20 protein-coding genes and 2 tRNA genes are annotated in these 21,192 nt (G+C 45.5%); 5 read left to right on the top strand and 17 right to left on the bottom strand.

The features are described 5' to 3' along the window. Positions 1-69 precede the first annotated feature (69 nt). Positions 70-1,527, top strand: a complete 1,458-nt coding sequence (rfaE1, locus tag VNN20_04700) for a D-glycero-beta-D-manno-heptose-7-phosphate kinase (GenBank protein HWP91477.1) — start codon at positions 70-72, stop codon at positions 1,525-1,527. Here the strand turns inward: rfaE1 and VNN20_04695 are convergent. The 12 genes from VNN20_04695 to VNN20_04640 form a co-directional block, all read right to left on the bottom strand. Then, positions 1,524-1,817 carry a hypothetical protein gene (locus tag VNN20_04695; GenBank protein HWP91476.1) on the bottom strand — a complete coding sequence of 98 codons (294 nt, stop codon included), beginning with the start codon at positions 1,815-1,817 and terminating at the stop codon, positions 1,524-1,526. The two genes, rfaE1 and VNN20_04695, sit on opposite strands and share 4 nt — an antisense overlap. A gap of 20 nt (positions 1,818-1,837) precedes the next feature. Further along, entirely contained in the window at positions 1,838-2,512 is a 675-nt protein-coding gene (locus VNN20_04690) for a tetratricopeptide repeat protein (protein HWP91475.1), read from the bottom strand. Positions 2,513-2,603: 91 nt separating this feature from the next. Next, a complete protein-coding gene (locus tag VNN20_04685; protein HWP91474.1) occupies positions 2,604-3,506 on the bottom strand; it encodes a PfkB family carbohydrate kinase in 903 nt (300 codons plus the stop codon). Then, positions 3,503-4,360, bottom strand: coding sequence for an S-methyl-5'-thioadenosine phosphorylase (mtnP, locus tag VNN20_04680; protein HWP91473.1), 858 nt, complete (start codon positions 4,358-4,360; stop codon positions 3,503-3,505). The genes VNN20_04685 and mtnP overlap by 4 nt, the downstream gene beginning before the upstream one ends. A 183-nt stretch (positions 4,361-4,543) precedes the next feature. Continuing rightward, a complete protein-coding gene (locus tag VNN20_04675; GenBank protein ID HWP91472.1) occupies positions 4,544-5,242 on the bottom strand; it encodes a hypothetical protein in 699 nt (232 codons plus the stop codon). Between the two features lie 256 nt (positions 5,243-5,498). After that, positions 5,499-7,559 carry a choice-of-anchor P family protein gene (locus VNN20_04670; protein HWP91471.1) on the bottom strand — a complete coding sequence of 687 codons (2,061 nt, stop codon included), beginning with the start codon at positions 7,557-7,559 and terminating at the stop codon, positions 5,499-5,501. Between the two features lie 255 nt (positions 7,560-7,814). Further along, positions 7,815-8,465, bottom strand: a complete 651-nt coding sequence (gene rsmG / locus VNN20_04665) for a 16S rRNA (guanine(527)-N(7))-methyltransferase RsmG (protein HWP91470.1) — start codon at positions 8,463-8,465, stop codon at positions 7,815-7,817. Continuing rightward, on the bottom strand, positions 8,462-9,148 hold the full coding sequence (locus tag VNN20_04660) for a thermonuclease family protein (protein HWP91469.1): 687 nt from the start codon (positions 9,146-9,148) through the stop codon (positions 8,462-8,464). The genes rsmG and VNN20_04660 overlap by 4 nt, the downstream gene beginning before the upstream one ends. 178 nt (positions 9,149-9,326) lie before the next feature. After that, on the bottom strand, positions 9,327-10,529 hold the full coding sequence (locus VNN20_04655; protein ID HWP91468.1) for a peptide chain release factor 1: 1,203 nt from the start codon (positions 10,527-10,529) through the stop codon (positions 9,327-9,329). A 58-nt stretch (positions 10,530-10,587) separates the two neighbouring features. Continuing rightward, positions 10,588-11,784, bottom strand: coding sequence for a tRNA pseudouridine(13) synthase TruD (gene truD, locus VNN20_04650; GenBank protein ID HWP91467.1), 1,197 nt, complete (start codon positions 11,782-11,784; stop codon positions 10,588-10,590). A 207-nt stretch (positions 11,785-11,991) separates the two neighbouring features. Next, positions 11,992-12,861, bottom strand: a complete 870-nt coding sequence (locus VNN20_04645) for a tRNA (adenine-N1)-methyltransferase (GenBank protein ID HWP91466.1) — start codon at positions 12,859-12,861, stop codon at positions 11,992-11,994. A gap of 139 nt (positions 12,862-13,000) precedes the next feature. After that, entirely contained in the window at positions 13,001-14,194 is a 1,194-nt protein-coding gene (locus tag VNN20_04640) for an MFS transporter (GenBank protein ID HWP91465.1), read from the bottom strand. 128 nt (positions 14,195-14,322) lie between these two features. On the opposite strand from VNN20_04640, the gene VNN20_04635 reads away from it, so the two are divergent. The 4 genes from VNN20_04635 (at position 14,323) to VNN20_04620 (ending at position 17,825) form a co-directional block, all read left to right on the top strand. After that, a tRNA-Lys gene (locus VNN20_04635) sits at positions 14,323-14,396 on the top strand. Positions 14,397-14,478: 82 nt separating this feature from the next. After that, positions 14,479-14,556, top strand: a tRNA-Glu gene (locus VNN20_04630). 446 nt (positions 14,557-15,002) lie between these two features. Next, on the top strand, positions 15,003-15,881 hold the full coding sequence (locus tag VNN20_04625) for a hypothetical protein (protein HWP91464.1): 879 nt from the start codon (positions 15,003-15,005) through the stop codon (positions 15,879-15,881). A gap of 324 nt (positions 15,882-16,205) precedes the next feature. Next, positions 16,206-17,825 (top strand): BON domain-containing protein, encoded by a 1,620-nt coding sequence (locus tag VNN20_04620; protein HWP91463.1) that lies wholly within the window; start codon positions 16,206-16,208, stop codon positions 17,823-17,825. A gap of 7 nt (positions 17,826-17,832) precedes the next feature. Here VNN20_04620 and VNN20_04615 read toward each other — a convergent pair whose 3' ends face one another. From VNN20_04615 to VNN20_04595, 5 genes are all read right to left on the bottom strand, one after another. Next, positions 17,833-18,453 carry a cytochrome c3 family protein gene (locus VNN20_04615; protein HWP91462.1) on the bottom strand — a complete coding sequence of 207 codons (621 nt, stop codon included), beginning with the start codon at positions 18,451-18,453 and terminating at the stop codon, positions 17,833-17,835. A 90-nt stretch (positions 18,454-18,543) separates the two neighbouring features. Beyond that, positions 18,544-20,142 (bottom strand): cytochrome c oxidase subunit I, encoded by a 1,599-nt coding sequence (gene ctaD, locus VNN20_04610; protein ID HWP91461.1) that lies wholly within the window; start codon positions 20,140-20,142, stop codon positions 18,544-18,546. Between the two features lie 65 nt (positions 20,143-20,207). Then, complete coding sequence (locus VNN20_04605; protein HWP91460.1) at positions 20,208-20,717, bottom strand: MgtC/SapB family protein; 510 nt, start codon at positions 20,715-20,717, stop codon at positions 20,208-20,210. A gap of 36 nt (positions 20,718-20,753) precedes the next feature. Further along, positions 20,754-20,969 carry a hypothetical protein gene (locus tag VNN20_04600; GenBank protein ID HWP91459.1) on the bottom strand — a complete coding sequence of 72 codons (216 nt, stop codon included), beginning with the start codon at positions 20,967-20,969 and terminating at the stop codon, positions 20,754-20,756. A 46-nt stretch (positions 20,970-21,015) separates the two neighbouring features. Next, a complete protein-coding gene (locus VNN20_04595; GenBank protein ID HWP91458.1) occupies positions 21,016-21,150 on the bottom strand; it encodes a DUF3096 domain-containing protein in 135 nt (44 codons plus the stop codon). Positions 21,151-21,192 lie beyond the last annotated feature (42 nt).

Below are 21,192 nucleotides of genomic sequence, written 5' to 3'. Positions count from 1 at the left end.
ACCCTCGAACAACTTTATTATAATAAGTACCGATTGAACTGACCGAGACCGTTAAGGACATCAAGATACATGGCATCAATAATTAAAGATTTTTCGGCGCTCAAGATAATGGTCGTAGGCGATGTTATGCTCGACCGTTACGTCTTTGGAGAAGTGAAGAGGATATCACCAGAGGCACCCGTGCAGGTACTAACAATCTACCGGGAAGAATCTTCTCCGGGAGGGGCAGCGAATGTGGCAAACAATTTAAAAAGCCTGGGCGCTTCGGTGGAAATCTATGGAGTGATAGGAGATGACCCCGAAGGAGAAAAATTACTGGAGCTTCTGCAGCGTCTCGAAATAGGGTCGAAGGGGCTTATCCTGGACCCGAAGAGGCCGACAACCACTAAAACGAGGCTCATTGCCGGAAATCAACAGGTCATTAGAATGGACAGAGAGGTGACTTGCTATATCTCCGGTCAGGTTGAAGACCGGATTTTAGAAGCTATCATTCAATCGCTTGGGGAAAATCCGCCAGACGGAATAATAATCTCCGACTACGCAAAAGGGCTAGTCAGTAGAGACTTATCAACCAGTATAATCCAAATGGCAAAGGAGAAGGGCATCTTCATTTGTATCGACCCAAAGGGAAAGGACTTCACCAGATATCGGGGAGCCGATGCCATTACCCCCAACCAGAGGGAAGCAGAAGAGGTATGCGGGTTCCAAATCGAAGATGAAGAAAGCCTTCAAAGAGCGGCCCAGATTCTGATTCAGCAAACCGAAGCCCAGGGCGTTTTAATCACCAGGGGAAAGAACGGAATAAGCTACTACGTCAGGGAAGACAAAGAGTTAAAAACGATTTCTTCTGACGCCCGGGAAATATATGATGTCACTGGTGCGGGCGACACGGTTGTGAGCACATTTACACTCGCCTTCATTAAATCCAAATCCTGGGAAGACTCGGTCAAGATAGCTAATAGGGCGGCGGGAATAGTGGTCGGCCGTATCGGAGCCGCCACCGTCACCAGGGAGGAGTTAATAAACAGTTATAAAGAAAATAATCAGAGAACCAAAGGAAAGCTGCTCAAGATAGGCCTGCTTTTGAACGCTATTTCCAAGCATAAAGCAGAGGGGAAGAAGATCGTCTTTACGAACGGTTGCTTTGACCTTTTTCACGCCGGGCATTTAGCACTCCTGAGACAAGCTAAAGAACTAGGCGATGTGCTTATCGTCGGGATCAATAGCCAGGATTCGGTGAGGAGAATAAAGGGAGATGGGAGACCCTATATCCCGGAAAGCGAAAGAGCGAACATCGTGGCGGCTATAGATTGTGTAGATTATGTGGTCGTATTCTCGGAGGATACCCCGCTTGAACTGATTAGGTTAATAAAACCCGATGTGCTGGTGAAGGGAGGAGATTATTCCCCGGAGGAGGTTGTAGGAAGAGATGTGGTAGAAGGCTATGGCGGCCGGGTATCCATCGTACCCCTGGTAGAAGGAGTTTCCACCTCACTATTAGTAGATAGAATACGAAAACGAAATTAAGACGGCTGTTTATATCCGGAAGCTTTAGACCTTGAAGGCCTGGTCTTCTTTACTCCTTCTAGTTTCTCAATCCTCTTTTCTAAGGCCTTAATCTTCGCATTAATTGCGCTCAGGTCCTTTTTGGTGGTGATATTGAGCCCCTTTCTGGCCTTCTCCAAATTTTTATCGAAAGAATCCCGGGCCACTTTGAGCTGCTTCTCGAATCTCTTCTCTAGATCTGTGATCCACTTCTGGCTGCCAAGGAAATCCATAAAACCCTTTTTCTTTTCCCGCTGAGTATTCTGAGCCATATGTTCACCTCCTATTGGATTTAACTTTGTTTATTACATACAGTAGATAAATAACTTTTAGAATTTAATCCTAGGACGCTGTTAGGGGAAATCTCCACGACGCGGCTGAAGGATAGACAAGCATCCGCCGTTTTCCCCACCTTTAGATAGGCCAGACCCAAGTTGTAATAAGCTTCATCGTATAGGTTAAAGCCGTCAACGGCTATTTTGAATTCCTTTATTGCTTCTTCTTCTTTTCCGGTGGCCATATACAGCTTTCCCAGCTCGTTATGAGTATAAACGAATGCCGGATTAATCTGAAGCGCCTGGTCATAGTAATTCTTAGCTTTATCAACATCCCCTTTTCTGAAATATACCGTTCCCAAAAGGGTGAGAGCATTGACCCTCGATTTATAAACCGGGTCAGACGCCGCTTTAGAGCATTGCTCGATTGCCCCATCCAGGTTGCTGAGGGTAAAATACAAATTGCATAGATTTAACCTAGCCTCGGAATAAGAGGGCTTAAGTTCTATGGCCTCCTTATAAGAAGCTTCCGCCTGGGCATAATCCTTCAGGGCAAAATAGATTAGTCCTTTTATTAGATGAACATCGGGGTCGTTCTTATTCATCTCCTCCGCTTTATTTATATCCGTAACAGCCTGTTGTAAGTTTCCTCGACGAAGAGAGGCCACCGCCAAGGCCTTTTGGTCGCTCAACAATGTCTCCTCCCGTCTTTCTTCAACCCTCCTGCCACCACAGGAAGAAATCAAAAACGAGATTCCCAGTAAAAAAATCAATATTCTCATATCAGTCAAGATTAGAAAGCTTCATGAAGGCCCTAAACCTTGTGCTTACATCGTCTTTTTCCAAAAAGGTCAATCTGCTTACACTATAATCCTCTACCGTGTATGAAGCAATAACACTCCCGTAAACAACCGCCTTCTTAAACTCGGTTAAATCAGAGGTATCCTGGCTGGAAACATATCCCAAAAACCCGCCGGCGAAGGTATCACCAGCCCCGGTTGGGTCAACGACCTCTTCCAGAGGATAACTGGGAGCCCAGAATATCCCGTCTTTGGAGAACATTAACGCTCCATATTCCCCTCTTTTCACGATGAGAACCGCGGGCCCCATATCCAGCACCTCCCTGGCCGCTTTTATTATCTTCGGTTCATTGGCCAATGCCCGGACCTCCGAATCATTTATTATAAGCATGTGAACATGCCTGAGCACTTCCTTCAACTCAGCGGGCTTATTTTCTATCCAGTAGTTCATGGTATCACAGGCAACCAGTTTGGGCTTCTGGACCTGTTTGAGGACTTTGAGTTGGAGCTCAGGGTCTATATTTGCCAGGAAGACATAGTCCACCTCCCGGTAGTCCTCCGGCAATTTGGGGTCGAAATTTTCGAAGACGTTGAGATACGTGCCCAACGTATCCGGGTCTCCCAAGTCGTATCCGTACCGTCCGTGCCACCGGAATGTTTTTCCGGAGGTCTTCTGAACCCCGCTCAACTCGATTCCCTTGGATTGGAAAAGTCGAATGTACGCATCCGGGAAATCTTCACCCACTACCGCTACAACCTTGACTTCGGTGAATAAGCTCGCCGCAAGAGAGAAATAAGAAGCAGAGCCGCCCAGTACGTCCTCAACCCGTCCAAACGGGGTCTCCACGGTATCTAAGGCCATTGACCCTACTACCAAAACGCTCATTTAATATACCTCTCGACTATTATGTCCAATCTTCTCTTTGCCTCCTCGGTTATTGCCTCCTTTGGCGTGATAATCGCATTCTTGAGCGCATCAGGACAGGGACAGTCTTCCCTTCCCGGGATCATCGAAACGACCGCTTTTATGACCCGCCTAGCCAGCTTCACGTTCTTGGTGAGCGTCTCGATGATATCCTCCACGGTGACATCTGCATGAGCTTCGTGCCAGCAGTCGTAGTCGGTGGAGAGTGCCAGTGTAGCATAGCAAATCTCCGCTTCGCGTGCAAGCTTTGCTTCAGGCATGTTGGTCATACCAATAACATCAACTCCCCACTTCCTGTATATGTTGCTCTCCGCTCTCGACGAGAACTGGGGACCCTCGATACAGATGTAGACCCCACCCCGGTGCGCAGTTGCCCCTAGGTCTCTTGCCGCCGTGTAGAGAGCCTGGGAAAGACGGGGACAAACCGGGTCAGCCATGGAGACATGAGCTACGATACCATCACCAAAAAAAGTGGATATCCTTCCCTTGGTTTGGTCGAAAAACTGTGAAGGGATGACCACATGACCGGGAGCAATTTCCTCCCTCATACTGCCCACCGCACTGACTGAAATTATCCAACTGACACCGAGCTTTTTCATGGCATAAATGTTCGCCCGGTAATTCACCTCTGAAGGCATTATTTTATGACCACGCCCGTGTCTGGGTAGAAAAACCATTTTGGTATCGCCCAGCTTTCCCTCCATTAGATCATCGGAGGGACTTCCCCAAGGCGTCTCCACCTTAATAGAACGAAGATCGGTCAACCCCTCCATTTCATAAAGGCCGCTGCCACCTATCACTCCGACAGTTTTCATAGCCACCTCTTTTAAAAAATTATACTATTTTACCGCTTAGATATACCCTCGACTATTTTGGTAAGAGTTTTACTTCTAACTTATGCTATCACCTTCATCATTCAAATTTAAATCAAAAGCTTCGTAAGCTAACATTCAAACAAATTCCGGTCAAGGCTTAATAAGAACAGCTCGAATCGAATCTTACACCCAGTGCCGCTGGTTAAATCCCAGCCGATAATCGTTGTGTTCTCCTCCTACCCCCAAGAGCAAGTTCAGCGAAAACCGGAGATTATCGTATTTTCTAATGGCAAAATTATCCCAGAACACACAGGTCCCAAGGAGTATAAACACACCCTCCCCTACCTTTACTTCAGCAGCGATAACCGTCTCCCTCCTAGAATATCGTGATCTTTCTCTTAGAATAATTGGGGTTCCTCCGGTTCCTTTAATGCTTACCGAAGCGGCACAGGGAAAAAAAACCCTACTCACAGAATGGTTATAAGATGACACCCGGGAGGTCACCACTAAAAGTTGGTCGCCGTCCTCGTTATTCAGTTTATCCTTTATCTGGTCCTTGTTTAAAGAAAGTCCAAAGTCCCGGGAGAGGGTGTTGATACGGTCGGCAATTCTATCCTCATTGTTATAATAGCCGGCGATAATGACCTTATTGCCGCCCTCGATGTATCGGTTTATGAGTTTTGCTTCCATTCTGGTGAAGGGCTTTTCGGGATAATTCAAGACCGCCACGTCATACTTAATTATGTCCTTGAGAGAATTGACCTCCTTAACAACTGCCCCCGATCTTTTAATCTCCGATTTCAGAATGGAGAAATAATAGTGGTCTTCGATTGTAAATTCGAGGTGGGATATATCCCAGGCTATCTTTATTTTTCTGGGCACGACAGTTTTCTTCTAGTCCGTATTGCAGGGAAACCACTTAGATATCCCCTATACCATAACCGAGCGAAAGAATTATAGACGGGCTTACTCTTACCAGCAAGACCAGGGGGCGCGAAGGAAGGTCTAGGACGCATAGAACTACATGTACTTACCTCCTTTATGAAGGGAAGATTCAAATCGGCGGCGGGTGAGCTATCCACTCATCCCACCGCCGGTAGGTCCTGATTTTCGGGTCCATTACTCCAGAAGAACAGAATTAGTTACAGCTTATATCGGAGTGGGCCGAGGCGATAATCACGTTAACCGGGTCGGGAAGTTCGCCTACTCCTGGCACAATTATGTGTAGGGCGTTGACTGTGATATCGCCTACACCGTTGTTAACCGTACGAATCTGCTCATTGATTATGATTTTTGCCGGTCCGATTTGTATTGTCTGATTTGCTGCACCGGTAATGTTAATAGTGTTTCCATTAATTACCAAGTCGGTTATGATGGATTCCCCATTCACTGACGCTTTTCCGTTGACATCGCATTCAGCAGTTGTCTCAGCAGTTATAACCGTAGCAGATGTAATCAGGCCGGCCAAGGACAGATTAAGCTCTAACTCTTCCACCGTAGCCTCGGAACTGCTTTGATTCCCTGCACCCATGGTGGAAGCAGCACCTGTTCCAGAACTGAACACACCGGGTATGTCCAGAATAACACCAGTCTCCTCTAACTTTCCACCTGAGGATGGAAGAGGCCCGGTATCACCCAAAACCACGTTAAGTGCATCTAGAATTGAGACCCTGGCCACTGTTGCTCTACCACTAAATGTATTGGCCTCTTCCGCCGTAGGTAGGGTAAATGCGGCAAGAACCCAGACCAAAGAATCACGCCCGGTTAAGTTACTTTTACTGTCCTTCTTCGATTGTACCTGAACTGTTACCTTGGATACTCCAGCCGGAACCGGGACAGATATAGTTTCGGTGTCCCATTGCGAGCCGTCAGAGGCATCAAGCCTATCAATTAATTTTATAGTCTTAACTAGGTTGCCGCTGGTGTTGAAAGTCTTGATTAAGATAACATCAGGACGGGTCTGTTGAGCGTCCCCTACAAACAAAATCATCTTGGCTATACGGTCAAAATCGGTGGCATTAAATTTGAATGCCTGCGTTTTCGTGGTACTTAGTTCGATTGTTTCTCTCTCAGCACGCGCAAAATCATCTCCATCGCGTATTATAATGATGTCTGACTCATCAGTATCACATACTATATCGGCATATGCCGAGGAAATTACGATATCTGCAACGGTAACAGTACCAACAAGTGGGATATTTGTACTGAGGGTTATGTGTAGTGCATTTACCGTTATTTCTCCTTCGCCTCCCATCGCAGAGCCGGTCTGCTCGTTGGCAACAATCTTTACCTGTCCTAAGCCCGCTATATTCAGGTCGGCTAATACCGTATTTGGTGGAAAGCTTACCGGTATGTTTACAGGGCCTAGAAGAGTGTTAATAGCTAGGTCGGCTATTTCCGAATTGCCGCTCACAGAAGCATTACCATCTGGATCACATATAGCTTCAGCCTCCGCCCTTATAACTGAGGCTCCCACTAGAAGGAGACTTAATAAGTTGAGATTCAGGTTCTGCACCTCGGCTTCGGAAAAACTCTGGCTCCCCGCGCCGATCGTCAATGCACTAGCAGTTCCGGACGTAATCGCACCATTGCCCACGTTCAGGTTTGCTACGCTATCTGAATCGGAGCCGCCTTCCGGTGGAAGTGGACCAGCCGTAACCTCGGTTGTGTCGATTTGAAGGACGGTAAGATTAACAGATGCATCCAAAACCGTCGCTTCGCCGCTGAATTCTGTGGCAATCCCCTGGTCAAAAATTACCAACACGCCTGCGCCGTTGTTGGCAGTAACATCACAATTCAAGCCCTCGACTGTCAGCGTGTTAGCCCCCGGTGTAATGAGACCGGTAATATCCGACCTGAAGCTCCTGCTGGGAAACTGGTTGTCGGGGTTCGGGCCCCCTATCTTTTGACCCACGACATTAATGTTTCCATTAACAATAACATTTTTGTCTTCGTTCCCCCGGCATTCCCAGTAAAGGAGCGCTTGTTTAACGACTGAATCCTCGGGAACATTGACGTTAATAGTTCCGGGCTGAGTAATTAACCCGGTACCGGCAGCGGTCATTCCAGTGCCGGACTGAATAGTTATACTTGGCTTCCCTAATGTTTCCGTCCCGTTTGCCCAAACCCTGTTTGTTTGAGCCGCCGGCATGAAAACACACATTAACAACAATAAAGTTAGAACCCATGTTTTCCTCATGGTCTCGTACCTCCTTTAAAATGGTATGGGTACATTTATAAAAAATTAGGCAGGTCAAAACAATTGGGCTTAGGTAGTATTTTGGGAAGAAATTCGGGAATACCCGGGAAGCATCTTATGCTGAAATAGCTAGTAAGAAGGTCTAAGGAAAGTACTAGTACCGAAGTAAGACCAAAGCTTAGGCATCATCCTTTTTTGATATAGTTGACTCTTCTGCCGCACTCCGGAATGTTGCATACTTTCCCCAAAAATAAACTATGATGTTGAAGTGATGACCAGGACCACTCGACGATGTCCGGTGAAAGGCAAAGACAGGCTTTTAGACTCTGACAACCTAAGCCTCAGGGCACTTTTATGAGTTAACTGCTCCCATTCCTTGAGTCCGTTCGGTCCTCTCATAAGGATAATCTTTCCGTTCTCACCAAGATATGGGATACTCAGTTTAGCCAGGTCTTCAAGTTTACCCACCGCTCTTGAAACCACGAATTGAAAATGGCTTCTCGGAACGCTGTTATTAACATCCTCCGCCCGGCCGCACACGGCCTCGATCCCGGTTAAACTCAGTTTTCTAATTGCCTCTCGCATGAAAAAAACCTTTTTACTCGCCGAATCGAGAAGTGTTATGATTAAAGTAGGCATCACGATCTTGAGTGGGATACCGGGAAAACCAGCCCCGGAGCCAATGTCGAGCAATCTTGAACCCTCGGAAATGAACGGCAGGATGGTCATGGAATCGAGAAAATGATTTATTATGATATCCTCATCATCCCTAGTTCCGGTAAGATTAATTTTCTTGTTCCAGAATTTAAGGTTATTCAAATATTCGAGAAAAAGACTGACCTGGGCCGGCGTTAGCAATACTCCCAATTCCCTGGCCCCGGCTGTTAAAACCTCTTCCGTCCTCACCGGAGTTCCCTGATTAAAATAGGATGGCCTGCCACTATTTGCGGCTTGCCCCTATACATCTTCACCCTGCCTACAACTTCAACCGGCTTTCCCGGATAATATTTCTCCGGCACTATTCCGAAGAAATCAAAATTTCCCCAATCACCCGAGAATATGACCACGTCCATTTCATTTTCCATCTCTAGAACTATCACTTTATCCGATTTTCGAAAATCGGTTATTTTACCCCTTACCACCACCCGTTGCCCGATATAACGGGATGCCTGGGATGGCTTGATCAAGAATCGGACATTTTCATCAGGCGGCTTAAACCCTCTATGATCTCCCCAGATTCCCTTTCTTCCCCGCCTTGCCTGCTCCTCTGCCTCATAGATGATTCTCTCGTGTTTATCATTGGGCTTTATTATGAAAGCCCTGGCCAGGCCGCTTCTGACCATTTCTTGGTTGACAAAAAGTTCGTCTACATAAACATAAGCCAACATTCTCCCGTAATAGTCATACTTCTCTTCATCAAATTCTAATCGAACTGTCTTACCGCCAACAAGGCTTTCGTTAAATCTCTTAGCCTCAAGAGAAAGGGGGTCTCCTGGCGATTCCTCAGTGGGAATCTCCGGAGCGTCTATTGCTAGATACCTGACCTGGGTATTAACACCTTCGAGCACAATCGTATCGCCATCAATCACGCTCAATACCCTATGTTTACCGGTAGTAGTTAACCCGAACCTTGATCCGGTTTTAACAAAAAATAGAAATAATGCTAGGATTAAGGCGAGAAATAAATATAGCCCTTTTCGACTTTTAAGAAGAGCTGTTTTTTTTTGAGTAAAACCAAAGGAGTCGACATTGCTCAAACCTTATATATTAGAGTTTGAACCGTAGAATCGCCCCGATCCCTTCTATTTTTTTCTTGGCGTCCTGGTCGAAAATCACCTCCACCTCGGCACCCTGCCCCAGCGCTTCCTCAATAGCCTCATCCACGATATCCTCCACCGGTATAGGGGTTTTCCCCTCCGGACAAAGGCTATCCCTTTTCTCCCAGACCAAAACACCGGATTCCGGGCAAATAAACCCTGATTGAATAAACCCTTCCGCTACTATTAGTACCCTCACCTGTCCCATCATAAGGGCCTTTAAAGAAGATTCTAGCCCATTTACTGCAAACCCCAGATGAAGCTTCTCTTCAAACTCTTTAATTATCCTGGCTTCGTTTCTACGTTCCATAGAATCCAAGAGCTCGAGCGATTTCTCCACGATTTCATCAAACTTGGCTGAGTCTATATCTTCTAACACAAACGAACCCAGAGACCTTTCCTTCAGATAAGTGTGGATATGATGAGAGAAATCGGTGATGACCGATTCGGCGCCGCCTATTACCAACCAATCAAACTTATTCTCCTTGTAATAGCCGAATAATTTATCGGATACGTATCTAAAATGCTGCTGAATTTCATTCTCTATCTTTCTCTGGAAGCCGTATTCGCCAAGGCCATGGGGCACTTCGCCACCTCCGACTGCGGGCGACACTCGTTGTTTGAATTTCCCTTCCTGCGAGCGGAATTTAGTGCTGCGAGTGGCTTCCGGATAAAAATAACCAGCCACCTCACTTGCTCCATTTAATCCTATTCGGAAAAGCCGGGCTTTTTTACGGTCTATTATCACCACCGCTATATCCCCAAACTCATCGCTGATTGTAACCAGTTGCCTAATAAGTGGAGACCAATCTACAACTAACCGATTGCGGTATAGCAAGGGCAGCTTGAACACTTCCCAAACATCTGCGCCAGTGGAGGAAAATAGTGCTATACCTCTGCAACCGGTGATCTGGTCTGTGTTTTCGATATAGCCAGCGATTTTTTTTAAATCAGACTCTACTGACTCAATGGCTTGCTTGGTAAAGCCACCTTTGTCTAATCTATCCCTTTGTTCCTTTATGAGATTTTTCAAGGTTATTCTGTATTTAAAATTCTCTCTCTCTTTTGGTCCCAGTTTCAAATAAAGAGAGGTAATTGGATATTCTTTGCTTTTAAACTCCAAGAGTTTATTGACCCTGCTTTCAAAATTCATAAGTATCCCTCCTTAGGAAAAATTAGCTTACATGTAAGCGGAAAAGAAGTAAAACTTTCTATGTTATTCCATTCACTTTTTGTATTTCCCTATCTTCTATCCTCCTCAGGAGCACACTGGCATAACTCCCCGAGGGCAGAAAAAAAGATAAAGTGAGCTTGAATTTACCCTTATAGATTTCGTCGGGAAAAATGTCAGAAATTTCCAATTCCTCCGGGAAAACGATGAGTTTTCTAGGTGCCGATTTGAAGAAAGCCCTTTTTAGCTTTTTTAACCTAAATTCTTGAATAGCTATTCCCTCTCTTGAAAGCACCTTCTCTGCAATTTCTTTCGTTGAATTTTCCGAGAATTCTACCTTGTGGTCTATCAGAGGAATCTCCATCTTTATAAACCGGTCAAACAGCTTATCCGGAAGCTTCTTGTAAAAGACCATCTCCCCGGGTTTGTAGCGAAATCTTATTAACTCAACCCCATTCAAATCCGTCTTGATGAATTCCGATGCCATCTCGTTCCATAAATAACTTTGATAGGCAGCCACGTAAAGAAAAAGCAGCCTGGGATTTATCATGTTTATAGCGTTTAGAAAGGCCCCGGGATGGTCTCTCAAATAAGAAATTATGGCCCTTACTCTATTACGTCCAGCAACTCTCAGGCACTCATCCCAGTCTCCCCAATGGCTGAGAACAAACCTCTTGAATTTCTTGTCTACAGCTCTATCCTCGGTTGACCAGCGGGAAAGATAAAGCTTCAAGGCTCCCTCGTAATCTTCATGAATCAGGAGCTTTGCTAAAAATTCCCCTCCATGTCTTACCGAACCGAATCTTTGCTCTCCAAAATAGTTTGGAAACCCGTATTTGGAGACTTGGTCTAGGCTGATAATTATATTCTCGACCGAATCTTTTTCTAAATCCCTTAGCGTAAGTCTAAACTTATTCTTGCTGAGCAAATCCGGCCCTACCGGACGTGTGGAACGACCGAGCGGGCTCAATCCGAAATTTCTCTCCTTAATTGCCCTTGCCTCTCTGACTCTCATGCTCAAGTATTGAGTTGTATGAGCATATTTGTCTTTCAACCCGGCAAAACTTATGTCCCGATCCGGTATTTTGTATCTCCTGGCGAGCAACTCCACTACCTCAAGCGTAGAAAGTCCTCTCTTTTCTAATTTATAGATAACGTAAGAACCCTCCGGCGTAAATTCGGGAAGCTCCAAAAACTCTTCGACCACAAAATCCTCTGGACGCGACTTTATTTTCATCTAGGATCACTGCCGCCCAAAAATAATTAGAAACCAACATTCACACTCGTGAAACAAGGCCTTTAGATAGATAAAAACATCTTTTTAAAATCAGGTTCCGTTCTTTTATGTTTGATATGCAAGTCCCCGTCCTAACATGTGTTTTATTATTTGTCCGTCATTGAAGTCATTTAATTGCCGATCAAAACTCGAAATCCGAGACTGATTTTAAATCCCCCCCTCTACGTCGTTAAGCAATTCAGCAACCTGAAGCCCTTCATCCTCTTCCGATATTGTGGAGGTCTTGATCGCTTTCCTCCCAAAGGTGAGAAACCCGGTATGACTGACCATCCTCTCATACGGCCTGGTTTTGCCGAGACGAACGAGCATCCGGCGAACCAGAACCTCCAAAGTTTCGATGTAAACAAAACCATGTTCGCTCAAACTCTCCACCGTTTTTTCTACCTGATTGTATGTAGGGGACAAACTAGTTATTCTTCCACCGCCCCGGATCGAGCGCGCGGCAGCAGGAATCCCTTCCCAGGGAGAAGGAAGGTCAAGCACCACCACGTCCACATCCGATTCATCAAACCCCTGTCCTACCTCTCTCGACTTGAATTCCACGTAATCGGAATAGCCCGCCTCATATACGTTTCTCCTGGCATTTTCCAGAAAATCCTCTCTTCTGTCATACGCATACACTTTCCCCGCCGGAGCTACTGCGCTGGCCAGGGCAATGGTGAGAGCACCCGAGCCCGAGCCACATTCGATTACCCGTGTCCCCGACCGGACCCCGGTCTTAAGCAAAATCATAGCCGCATCCTTGGGATAAATTATCTGAGTGTGTCTCCTTACCTTCATCATCTTATCCTCGAGCGTCGGTTCCAGGAGAATGAACGGCTTTCCCATCTGCGAATAAATAACCTCGCCATATCTCTTGCCAATTGCGTCCCTGAGCGCAATATTACCGAGATGGGTCCCAAAGATTTTTTCCTCATTTACTCTGATAAGAAAGGTTTTACCGTCCGAAGACAGAAGGAAAACGAAATCGCCCGATTTTATCTCCATATCAACCGGAAGAGTAAATAATAAAGCCACGCTTTTCAAGGTAGACGCTTAACCACTAAGACACAAAGGCACCGAGTGAGAGAATGGATTTTTTGAAAAGTACCCAAGTATCCGTAAGCCAGGAGAAAAAACTTCTGAATTCCGACTCCTGACTTCTTTCCCCTGGATTCTAACTTTGTATCTTAGTGTCTTTGTGGCTAAGCGTGTGAAAACCTTGTTCAGTTTCAAAGATGGTAAAAATCAAAAAGCCGATGAACACAAAACTGGCGGAGGTTAGATACATGCCATCAAACCCGAAATTCTTGGCAATAACTCCAAAGCCGAATGTAAGAATGTTTGTTCCGATGCTGAAGCTGGCGTTGAAAGCCCCCATAACCTTACCTCTTTCGTCTGGACCGGCCTTGTCTATAACCAGGGCACTTAAAGTCGGATAGAGCATCCCATAGCTGATGCTGAAGAGGAAAGATATTAACACCGTCTCGTAAACCGAATTTATGAAGATCATAGCCACTAGGGATAGGGAGAAACAAAGGAGGCTTGGAGAGGCCACTTTTTTCCTTCCAAACACGTCCGAAATCCCTCCTCCGAAAACCCTGATTGCGGCAATCGTTACCGTATAGGTAATAAAGAAATAAAAGACATCCAATCCTTTGGGCTTGAGAAAAGCAGACACAAAATTCAATATGGACCCGAATCCACCGGCCAGAATGAGGTTTGTAAGAAGCGGTATGGCAAACTTTCTGGAAAAAGCCAGGCGGAAAAAACCAAGGCCGTAACGGTCCTTGGACTGCTTAAAATCGGCGTCCCTGGTAGGATAGACCAGTATAATGGCAATCAGGCTGAATGACGAGGCATATATAAAGAAGGAGCGAAACCCGAGATACTCTATCACACCCTCTCCAACAGTCGGCCCCAGGGCATAAGATGCAATAGTAAACGCCCCGAACAGGCCGAGCCCCTGCCCTCTCCTTGCTTCCGGGACAAAATCGGCGGCAGCGGTGCCGGAAGAGGTGAAAAAGAAGGCGAACCCTACTCCTTGAAGTAACCTCAATAGATAGAAAACGTAGCTTAGCTCGGTGATCAGGAGATAACCGAGCGAAGATAGATACATGACCAAGGCGCCGAAGAGCATGAATCTCCGCCTTCCGTATTTATCGATGAGAAACGATACGAGCGGAATCGAGCCAAGGGAAGTGATGCCAAAAGAGCCCATGATAAAACCGATGTTTGCTTCGTTCCCTCCAAGGCTCTTTATGAATAACGGGAGAAGAAAGAAGGAAGAAAAATTACAGAAAAAGAAAAAATTGGCGATGGTTATTAACGTAAAATTTTTAGTCTGAGTCTTGTCCAGTCCGGAAATCATCTAGAACCTTCACATCCAAAATTTCAAGCGTTAATCCTGATTAAATAAGGAATGTTCGATGTAGGCAAAGAGTATATAGGATTTTTGACAAAGGTTAATGCCATGTATATATTTTTTAGGTTTATTTTGAGCCGTTAGCTCAGGCTGGTAGAGCATCTGCCTTTTAAGCAGAGGGTCGCAGGTTCGAGTCCTGCACGGCTCATTTTATTTTGGAATTCGGATTTATGATTTCTGAAAAAATTTTTTTAAATCCGAAATCCGCAATCGCCAATCTGCAAATCAGTGTCCCCGTCGTCTAGCTCGGCCTAGGACACCGCCCTTTCAAGGCGGTAACACGGGTTCAAATCCCGTCGGGGACGCCAGTGATTAGAAGGATTCACAAACTACTAGCGTTACCTCCCCTCTTCCATGTCTGTAAATTTGTCAGTAACTGAGTAAGAAATTTGGGCTAAGATGTCAGTAGCTCTCTTTACGCTATTCCGGTTGAACATACCTTTCAGTTATTCTAATAAAAAATGGTTGCGTCTCCTTTTTTCTTCTTTTTCAGACCAGCTTGTAGAGAAAGGAGATTAGTTTATTCATTTAATATAAGTGAGTTATTATGTATATAGTTGTACACTAGAAAAATTAAATAGTTTGGCTATAATTTGAAGCACAACTGGGGAGGGTCAAAAGCACGAATAAGTTTTATGTTTTCATAATTTTTTTTATACTACTACTTTCCTACAGACTGCTAGCTTCTGCTGCCGAACCCGAAGTTAAATATAGTGACCTCGACGGAAGCTATCTTCTTCGTTCTTCTTCCGATATGATACCAAAGGTCGTCTACCCACTACGTCCCCTAGCCTATAGTCATAATTTATCCAGTAAGAATAATGGTAGTTTCTTCTCTCAAAGCCTGAGCATAAAAACGAGGAATTTAAGGCCATCCAAGCCGGGAGACCTACTGACCCCAAAATCCTTAGCCGTAGAGAACAAGTTCACTATCTCGCAGGCACTTAATATTCAGGGTAATTTTGAGAGTGTAATACCAGAAAACATAGACTCGGAGATAGAAGATTACTCACTTCGAATAGGCTCCTCCGTTAAGACCAAAGACTTCAGGGCGGGTGCCGCATACCGGAGGAGGGTTCCCACATTACTAGAAGAGAGCCAGGGCTTGTTCTTTAACCTCGACTATCAACCGTGGAGGTTTGTTTCTCTCAGCACGAACGTAGATAGACAGTGGGCGGACACCGATAATAAGATAAGCCACGGTCTATTCAGGTTGTCGATTAGCCCTCTCAGCTTCGCCTCAGTAGTTACAGGAATGGAATTTAACGACGGAGATTTCTACACAAAAACTCTGACCACAGAGATAAGAAAAATCTGGGATGATATAGAAACCTGGATGAAGGGAGGATTAATTTATAAAGAAGCAAAAGCCGACGAAAATCGACATTTTGCCGAGTTTGGTCTTAATTATGGTCCCTCCAGAAATTTCCACCTTCAGTTCAACAATGGCTACGAGAAATGTAATTCATTCAATAACAGCGCCGAGCTGATAAAATTCGGCGGAGGGATTAACTTCAAGCTGCCCCTGCCCACGGGCATGGAATTTCAAAACTCCCTGAACGTGGATAAGGCAATAGAAGAAGAGGATATAAACTATCAATTCCTGTCCTCGATAACCATTCCCAGGTCTTGAATCCCATTCCCTGTTCTTTCTCCAATGCTCGGAATAGCCTTATGAGAGAAATTCCTGAGCGGTAGGGGAAGCACGGGGGCCCGGGAAGAGCTATCCCCTTATATTCTTACTTCTATAAAATAGTTATACATGTTAGAATTAATCTACATATTTACCGCATGCAAAATACAGGAATTCCGTGATTGATGTGTGCTCCAAGATTCGAGACAATTAGATAAAATTATCATTACTAGATTCATATAGGTGGTCTTTTACGGGAGAAGAGAGAAAAGGAGTAGCAGGCCCGAAAGCTTTAAAATATAATCAGGGATCAAACCGTTAAACATGAATCAACCCGTCCGAACACTACTAGCTTCAAACTCAAGGTTCTTCCTTGAAGGAATACGGAAGATTCTGGGGAATGAAAAGGGTATAAAAATAGTAGCCGAGGCTTTAAATCGCGAGGAGATGGAAAAGCATCTTATCTCCTTAAAGCCCAGGCTTCTACTCCTTGACAATAGGACACTAAGCCTGGATATCCATGAACTCCTTAATTTAACCGGCAAAAATGGCCTCGATGTAAGGGTCATTGTTTTAGGAAAGAACATCGAAGAAGAGCCGGTGTTGCCGAATATTCTCTACATAGGCAGGGAAACGAGTTCCTCAGAACTGATAAGGGCTATAAAGGAAACCCATGACAAAAACACCCAGAACAATAGGAAGAACGAAATTCCGGAAGCCCTGCCCATTCTATATGTCCCTGATATCGTAGAGCTCACCGAATCGGCTTACGGTAGAAGTAACGAAAGGAAAAAACAGATTGGGAGGGAGAACCGGTCATCCGTAGAAGCATCAACACCGATTCGAGAAGAATCAGAGGAAATCACTCAGCCTCGCACGGAGGCGGGCAGCACAAAGAAACATCTTCAAGAAGAAAGGGAAATACCCGGTAGAGAAATAAACCTCCATGAAAAAAGGTATGAAGAGAATTGGAAACTCCTCAGTTTGCCGTACAGGCAGCTCAGTCATCCGGCCACATGGAAGAGAAGAATTTTATCCTCTTTTTCCAGAGAAGTTAACCGGGTAGTTGTGCTTCTTCTCCTGATATCCGGATTTACATACATCGGTTCCAATTACTTCGACGGGAGAGCGGAGCTTGCCAGATTCATAAGGGAGCTTATATCTCCCATAACTACTTCAAAGATTAAATCCGATATCGAAACCAACCTGGGTAAACTATGGGAGCAGGGTTATGAGGATATTAAACTAAGCGTTATAAAGGGCAAAGCTGTATTAAGAAGCAAAGCTTCCGCCGTGGGTGATAGTGCTCAAACCCAGCTTATCCAGAAAGTTGAATACGGTAAAGCTAATCACCTCAACGGCCGGTTCACCCTTAAAACGCTGATGGACCAGATCCTATTTCCTCCCACCGATTCCAGTGTTAAATCCAATATCGAAACCGAGCTGTGGAAAAAAGGCCATAGAGATATAAAAGTAACCGTTACGGACGGAAAAGCCGTGGTGAGCGGGAAAGTCACCACCCAGGAAGACCGCCAAGCCATCCAGAACATTGCAGAAAATGTCCCGGGGATAAAGCAAGTTGAAAACGGCATAGTGGTGGAGGAAATAATAAGCGACCAAAAAATCGCTTCCGGGATCAGAAAGGAATTAGATGATAAAGGGTATAAGAACATAGAGGTAACCGTCATTAACCGAAAAGCCATATTGAGTGGGACACTGTCCAACCAAGATGAGAGCAAAGTAATAAAGGATATCGCCATAAATATCGAGGGGGTGGAAACCCTAGAAGATAACCTGAAAATCCAGCCCAAAAAAGAGAAACGGCGCATAGTAAAAAGGGTAAGTACAATTAAAAAAGACCGTCATCTTGCTTATCACGACAATATCGCTTTCACAGACAAAACACATACAGAGACTAAAAGCGAATGGAAAATCAGGAAGTAAACTCAAACTAATAATGGCAAGTCAGGCAATCCTTTAGCTGGGTAAGCTCTTTCTTATCCCTGGCGTTTTCTTCGTGACATCCTATGCACCAGCCCATCTCCAGTTTCTGAACCCGGTATACTATATCCATCTTCTCCACCTCTCCGTGGCAGGTTTTACACCCAAACCCGCGAAGAACGTGCCGTTTATGACTGAAATGAACGAATTCGGGCAGATAATAAACCCTCACCCATGGAATAGATTCCTTTTGGCCCAGGTAGTGGAAGTCCTTTGAGTACTCTTCCCCGTCTAATACTCCCTTTTCCTGACTCTTCTCCCAATACTCCCTCAACTTTTCAATTTCCCCTCGAATATTTATAGCCTTCTTCCCGAAATAGTAATCAGCATCCTGTCCGGCAATTATCAAATGGCATCCCATACACTTCTGAATGGAGGGCATCCCCGCCATCGGGGATTTCGTAACATAGCTGTGACAGTACTGACAAGGGATTTGGTTCTGCCCCGCATGTATTTTATGGCTGAAAAAGACAGGCTGTTGCGGCGCCTCAATCCTGATTGCCACGACATATATATAAACGGCCAGAAACATAAGAACAGGCAGGAGAATAATTAAAGTCCGTCTGCTCATCTCTCTACGCTGGTTTTATTACGGCTTTCCCAGGATGTCAAAAGTAACACTTTTCTCCTTATCGGTAAGGAGCTTTCATCTCATCAAATTTCATTTTTTCCCGTATCCGTAAGTCCAGTCCTTTACAACCGGTATCTCCTTGAAATTCTCGTGCGGCGGGGGCGATGACACCTGCCATTCTAATGACAGGGAATTATATGGGTTGGCCGGAGCCTCCTCACCGTCAAAAAGCCCTCTTACCAGGTTTACAAACATAATGAACATGCCTATAGCCAGAACCCAGGAACCGATAGTCGAAACGAGGTTAAGCAAATAAAAATCGGAAGGGTAGTCGGCGTACCTCCTAGGCATACCCTGAACCCCCAGAATAAACTGGGGGAAGAATGTAATGTTGAACCCGGCAAATATGAGCCCCCAGGCCGCCCGGGCCATCTTTTCGTTAAACATCTTCCCAAACATCTTCGGATACCAAAAATGAAGCGCAGCAAAGAAACCCATCACCGTCCCGCCTATCATCACATAGTGCATATGGGCAACCACAAAATAGGTATCATGAAGATGAACGTCGGCGGCAAGTGCACCGAGGAAAACACCGGTGAGCCCACCAATGGTAAATAGGAATATAAGAGAAAGCGCGTAGAGCATCGGGGATTTCAGGTCTATCGAGCCTTTATACAGAGTGGCCACCCAATTGAAGACCTTAATGGCCGTAGGTATGGCCACCAGCATGGTAAGGAAAGAAAAGATAGTCGCGGCAACTTCCGACATGCCGCTTACAAACATATGATGAGCCCAAACAAGAAAACTGATGAATGCTATAGCCAGAAGCGAATACGCCATGACTTTATAGCCGAATATGGGCTTTCGGGCAAAGACCGGTAGCACCTCCGAGATTACCCCGAAAGCGGGGAGTATCATGATATAGACGGCGGGGTGAGAATAGAACCAGAAGAAGCTTTGAAACAAAATGGGGTCTCCGCCCTTTGCCGGGTCGAAGAAACCGATGCCCAGAACCCTCTCCGCAATGAGAAGTAGCAGGGTAATACCTAAAACCGGAGTAGCCAGGAGCTGGAGGATAGCAGTTGCGTAAATAGACCATACAAAGAGAGGGAGCCTGTTCCAGGTCATACCCGGCGCTCTCAACTTGTGTGTGGTCACGATAAAGTTAAGCCCGGTAAGAATGGAGGAGAAACCTACGACAAAAATTCCCAGGGTGATCGTAATCACACTCGTTCCTGATTGTACGCTATAAGGGGTGTAATATGTCCAGCCGGTATCCGCAGGTTGAGAAAGGCCAAAGAGTATAATGAGTGTGCCCAGCAGGTAAATCCAGTAGCTCCCCAGATTAAGGCGGGGAAAAGCCACATCCCGTGCCCCTATCATCAGTGGGAGAAGAAAATTCCCCAGGGTTGCGGAAATACCAGGCACGATGAAAAAGAAAACCATACTGGACCCGTGAAACGTGAAGAGTACATTGTAAGTATGAGGGTCCACAATTTGTTTATGCGGCGACATAAGCTCGAACCTCATCAGGAGCGCCACACTGCCAGCCAGAATAAAGAAAGCAGTTATGGAGACAAGGTACATGATGCCTATGCGTTTATGGTCGGTGGATAGAATCCAGGAGAGTAATCCCTTCTCCTCCAGGTACGGAACAGATAACGCCTCATGAACAATGTGATTTGCCATAATCTCCCCTTACCGGCTTAAACGCTGTTCTTTTTGCATTGGTGAGTATTAACCGCGAAGTCACTTTATCCGTCTTGTTTAGATTTTTCTGTGTCTTTTTTTTGATGCTGGAGACCCATCCACTGCTGGAGCAGGTGCACACCCCGCAATATGATTACCACTAAAACAGTGCTGCCCATCGCCAGTGAAATTTGAGACAGTGCCACGCATATTCCTACCGCTGCAACAAACAGTATAGAAGCAGCAGTGGTAAGCCCTGCGATATTATCGGAACCACGACGTATAATTGTTCCCGCTCCTAGAAAGCTGACCCCAGTTATCACTGCCTCGATAATTCGAATTGGGTCCGATTGGAGCATATTATTAGGCAGATTTTGGTCGAAATGCCGCACCATAATATCGCCAAGTGAGACCAATAAAGTAGATGCGCCACATACCAGCATGTGCGTACGCAATCCCGCAGGTTTATCAGCTATCTCTCGATCAATCCCGATCACCGCACCCAGCAGCATCGCCAGCACAACGTAGGCCAGTGTTTGGAGCTGAAATTGATTGTATAGAACGCCAAATTCCATAAAAAATGCTTTTAATTGACCAGATTAAGAACGAGTTTATTTATCGGCGGCGTCTTCTGCTTTGTCACCGGCTTCTTCCATGGCCTCTCCCGCCTTCTCACCCGTTTCCTCCGCCTTTTCACCGGCGTCCTCGACTGCCTCGTCTATCTTCTCACCAGCACGTTCGGCGGGCCCTTCTTCCGGGCAGCCGTTGAGCCCGACGATGAAGAATGCCGTGATAAAAATTAAAAAGAGCTTTTTAATGATAAACATATCAATCTCCTTAATTTAAAAACACTATGCTGAAAACACAAACAGCCTAGCGGGCTACCCCCAGAATACCGATCACGATCAAATATATAGCAACGATGTAGTTCAATAACCGGGGCATGAACAGGATCAATATGCCTGCTATTAAAGACACTACTGGTTCTAAAGCGAGATTAATCTGCATATGTATCACCTCGTTATCGATTTAGTCAACTGATCATCAGCC

Source organism: Thermodesulfobacteriota bacterium, from assembly GCA_035559815.1.
In the GTDB taxonomy this organism is placed as follows: domain Bacteria; phylum Desulfobacterota_D; class UBA1144; order Nemesobacterales; family CSP1-2; genus DATMAT01.
Note: the sequence above shows the minus strand (reverse complement) of the source record. Positions and strands in the feature narration are given on the sequence as shown.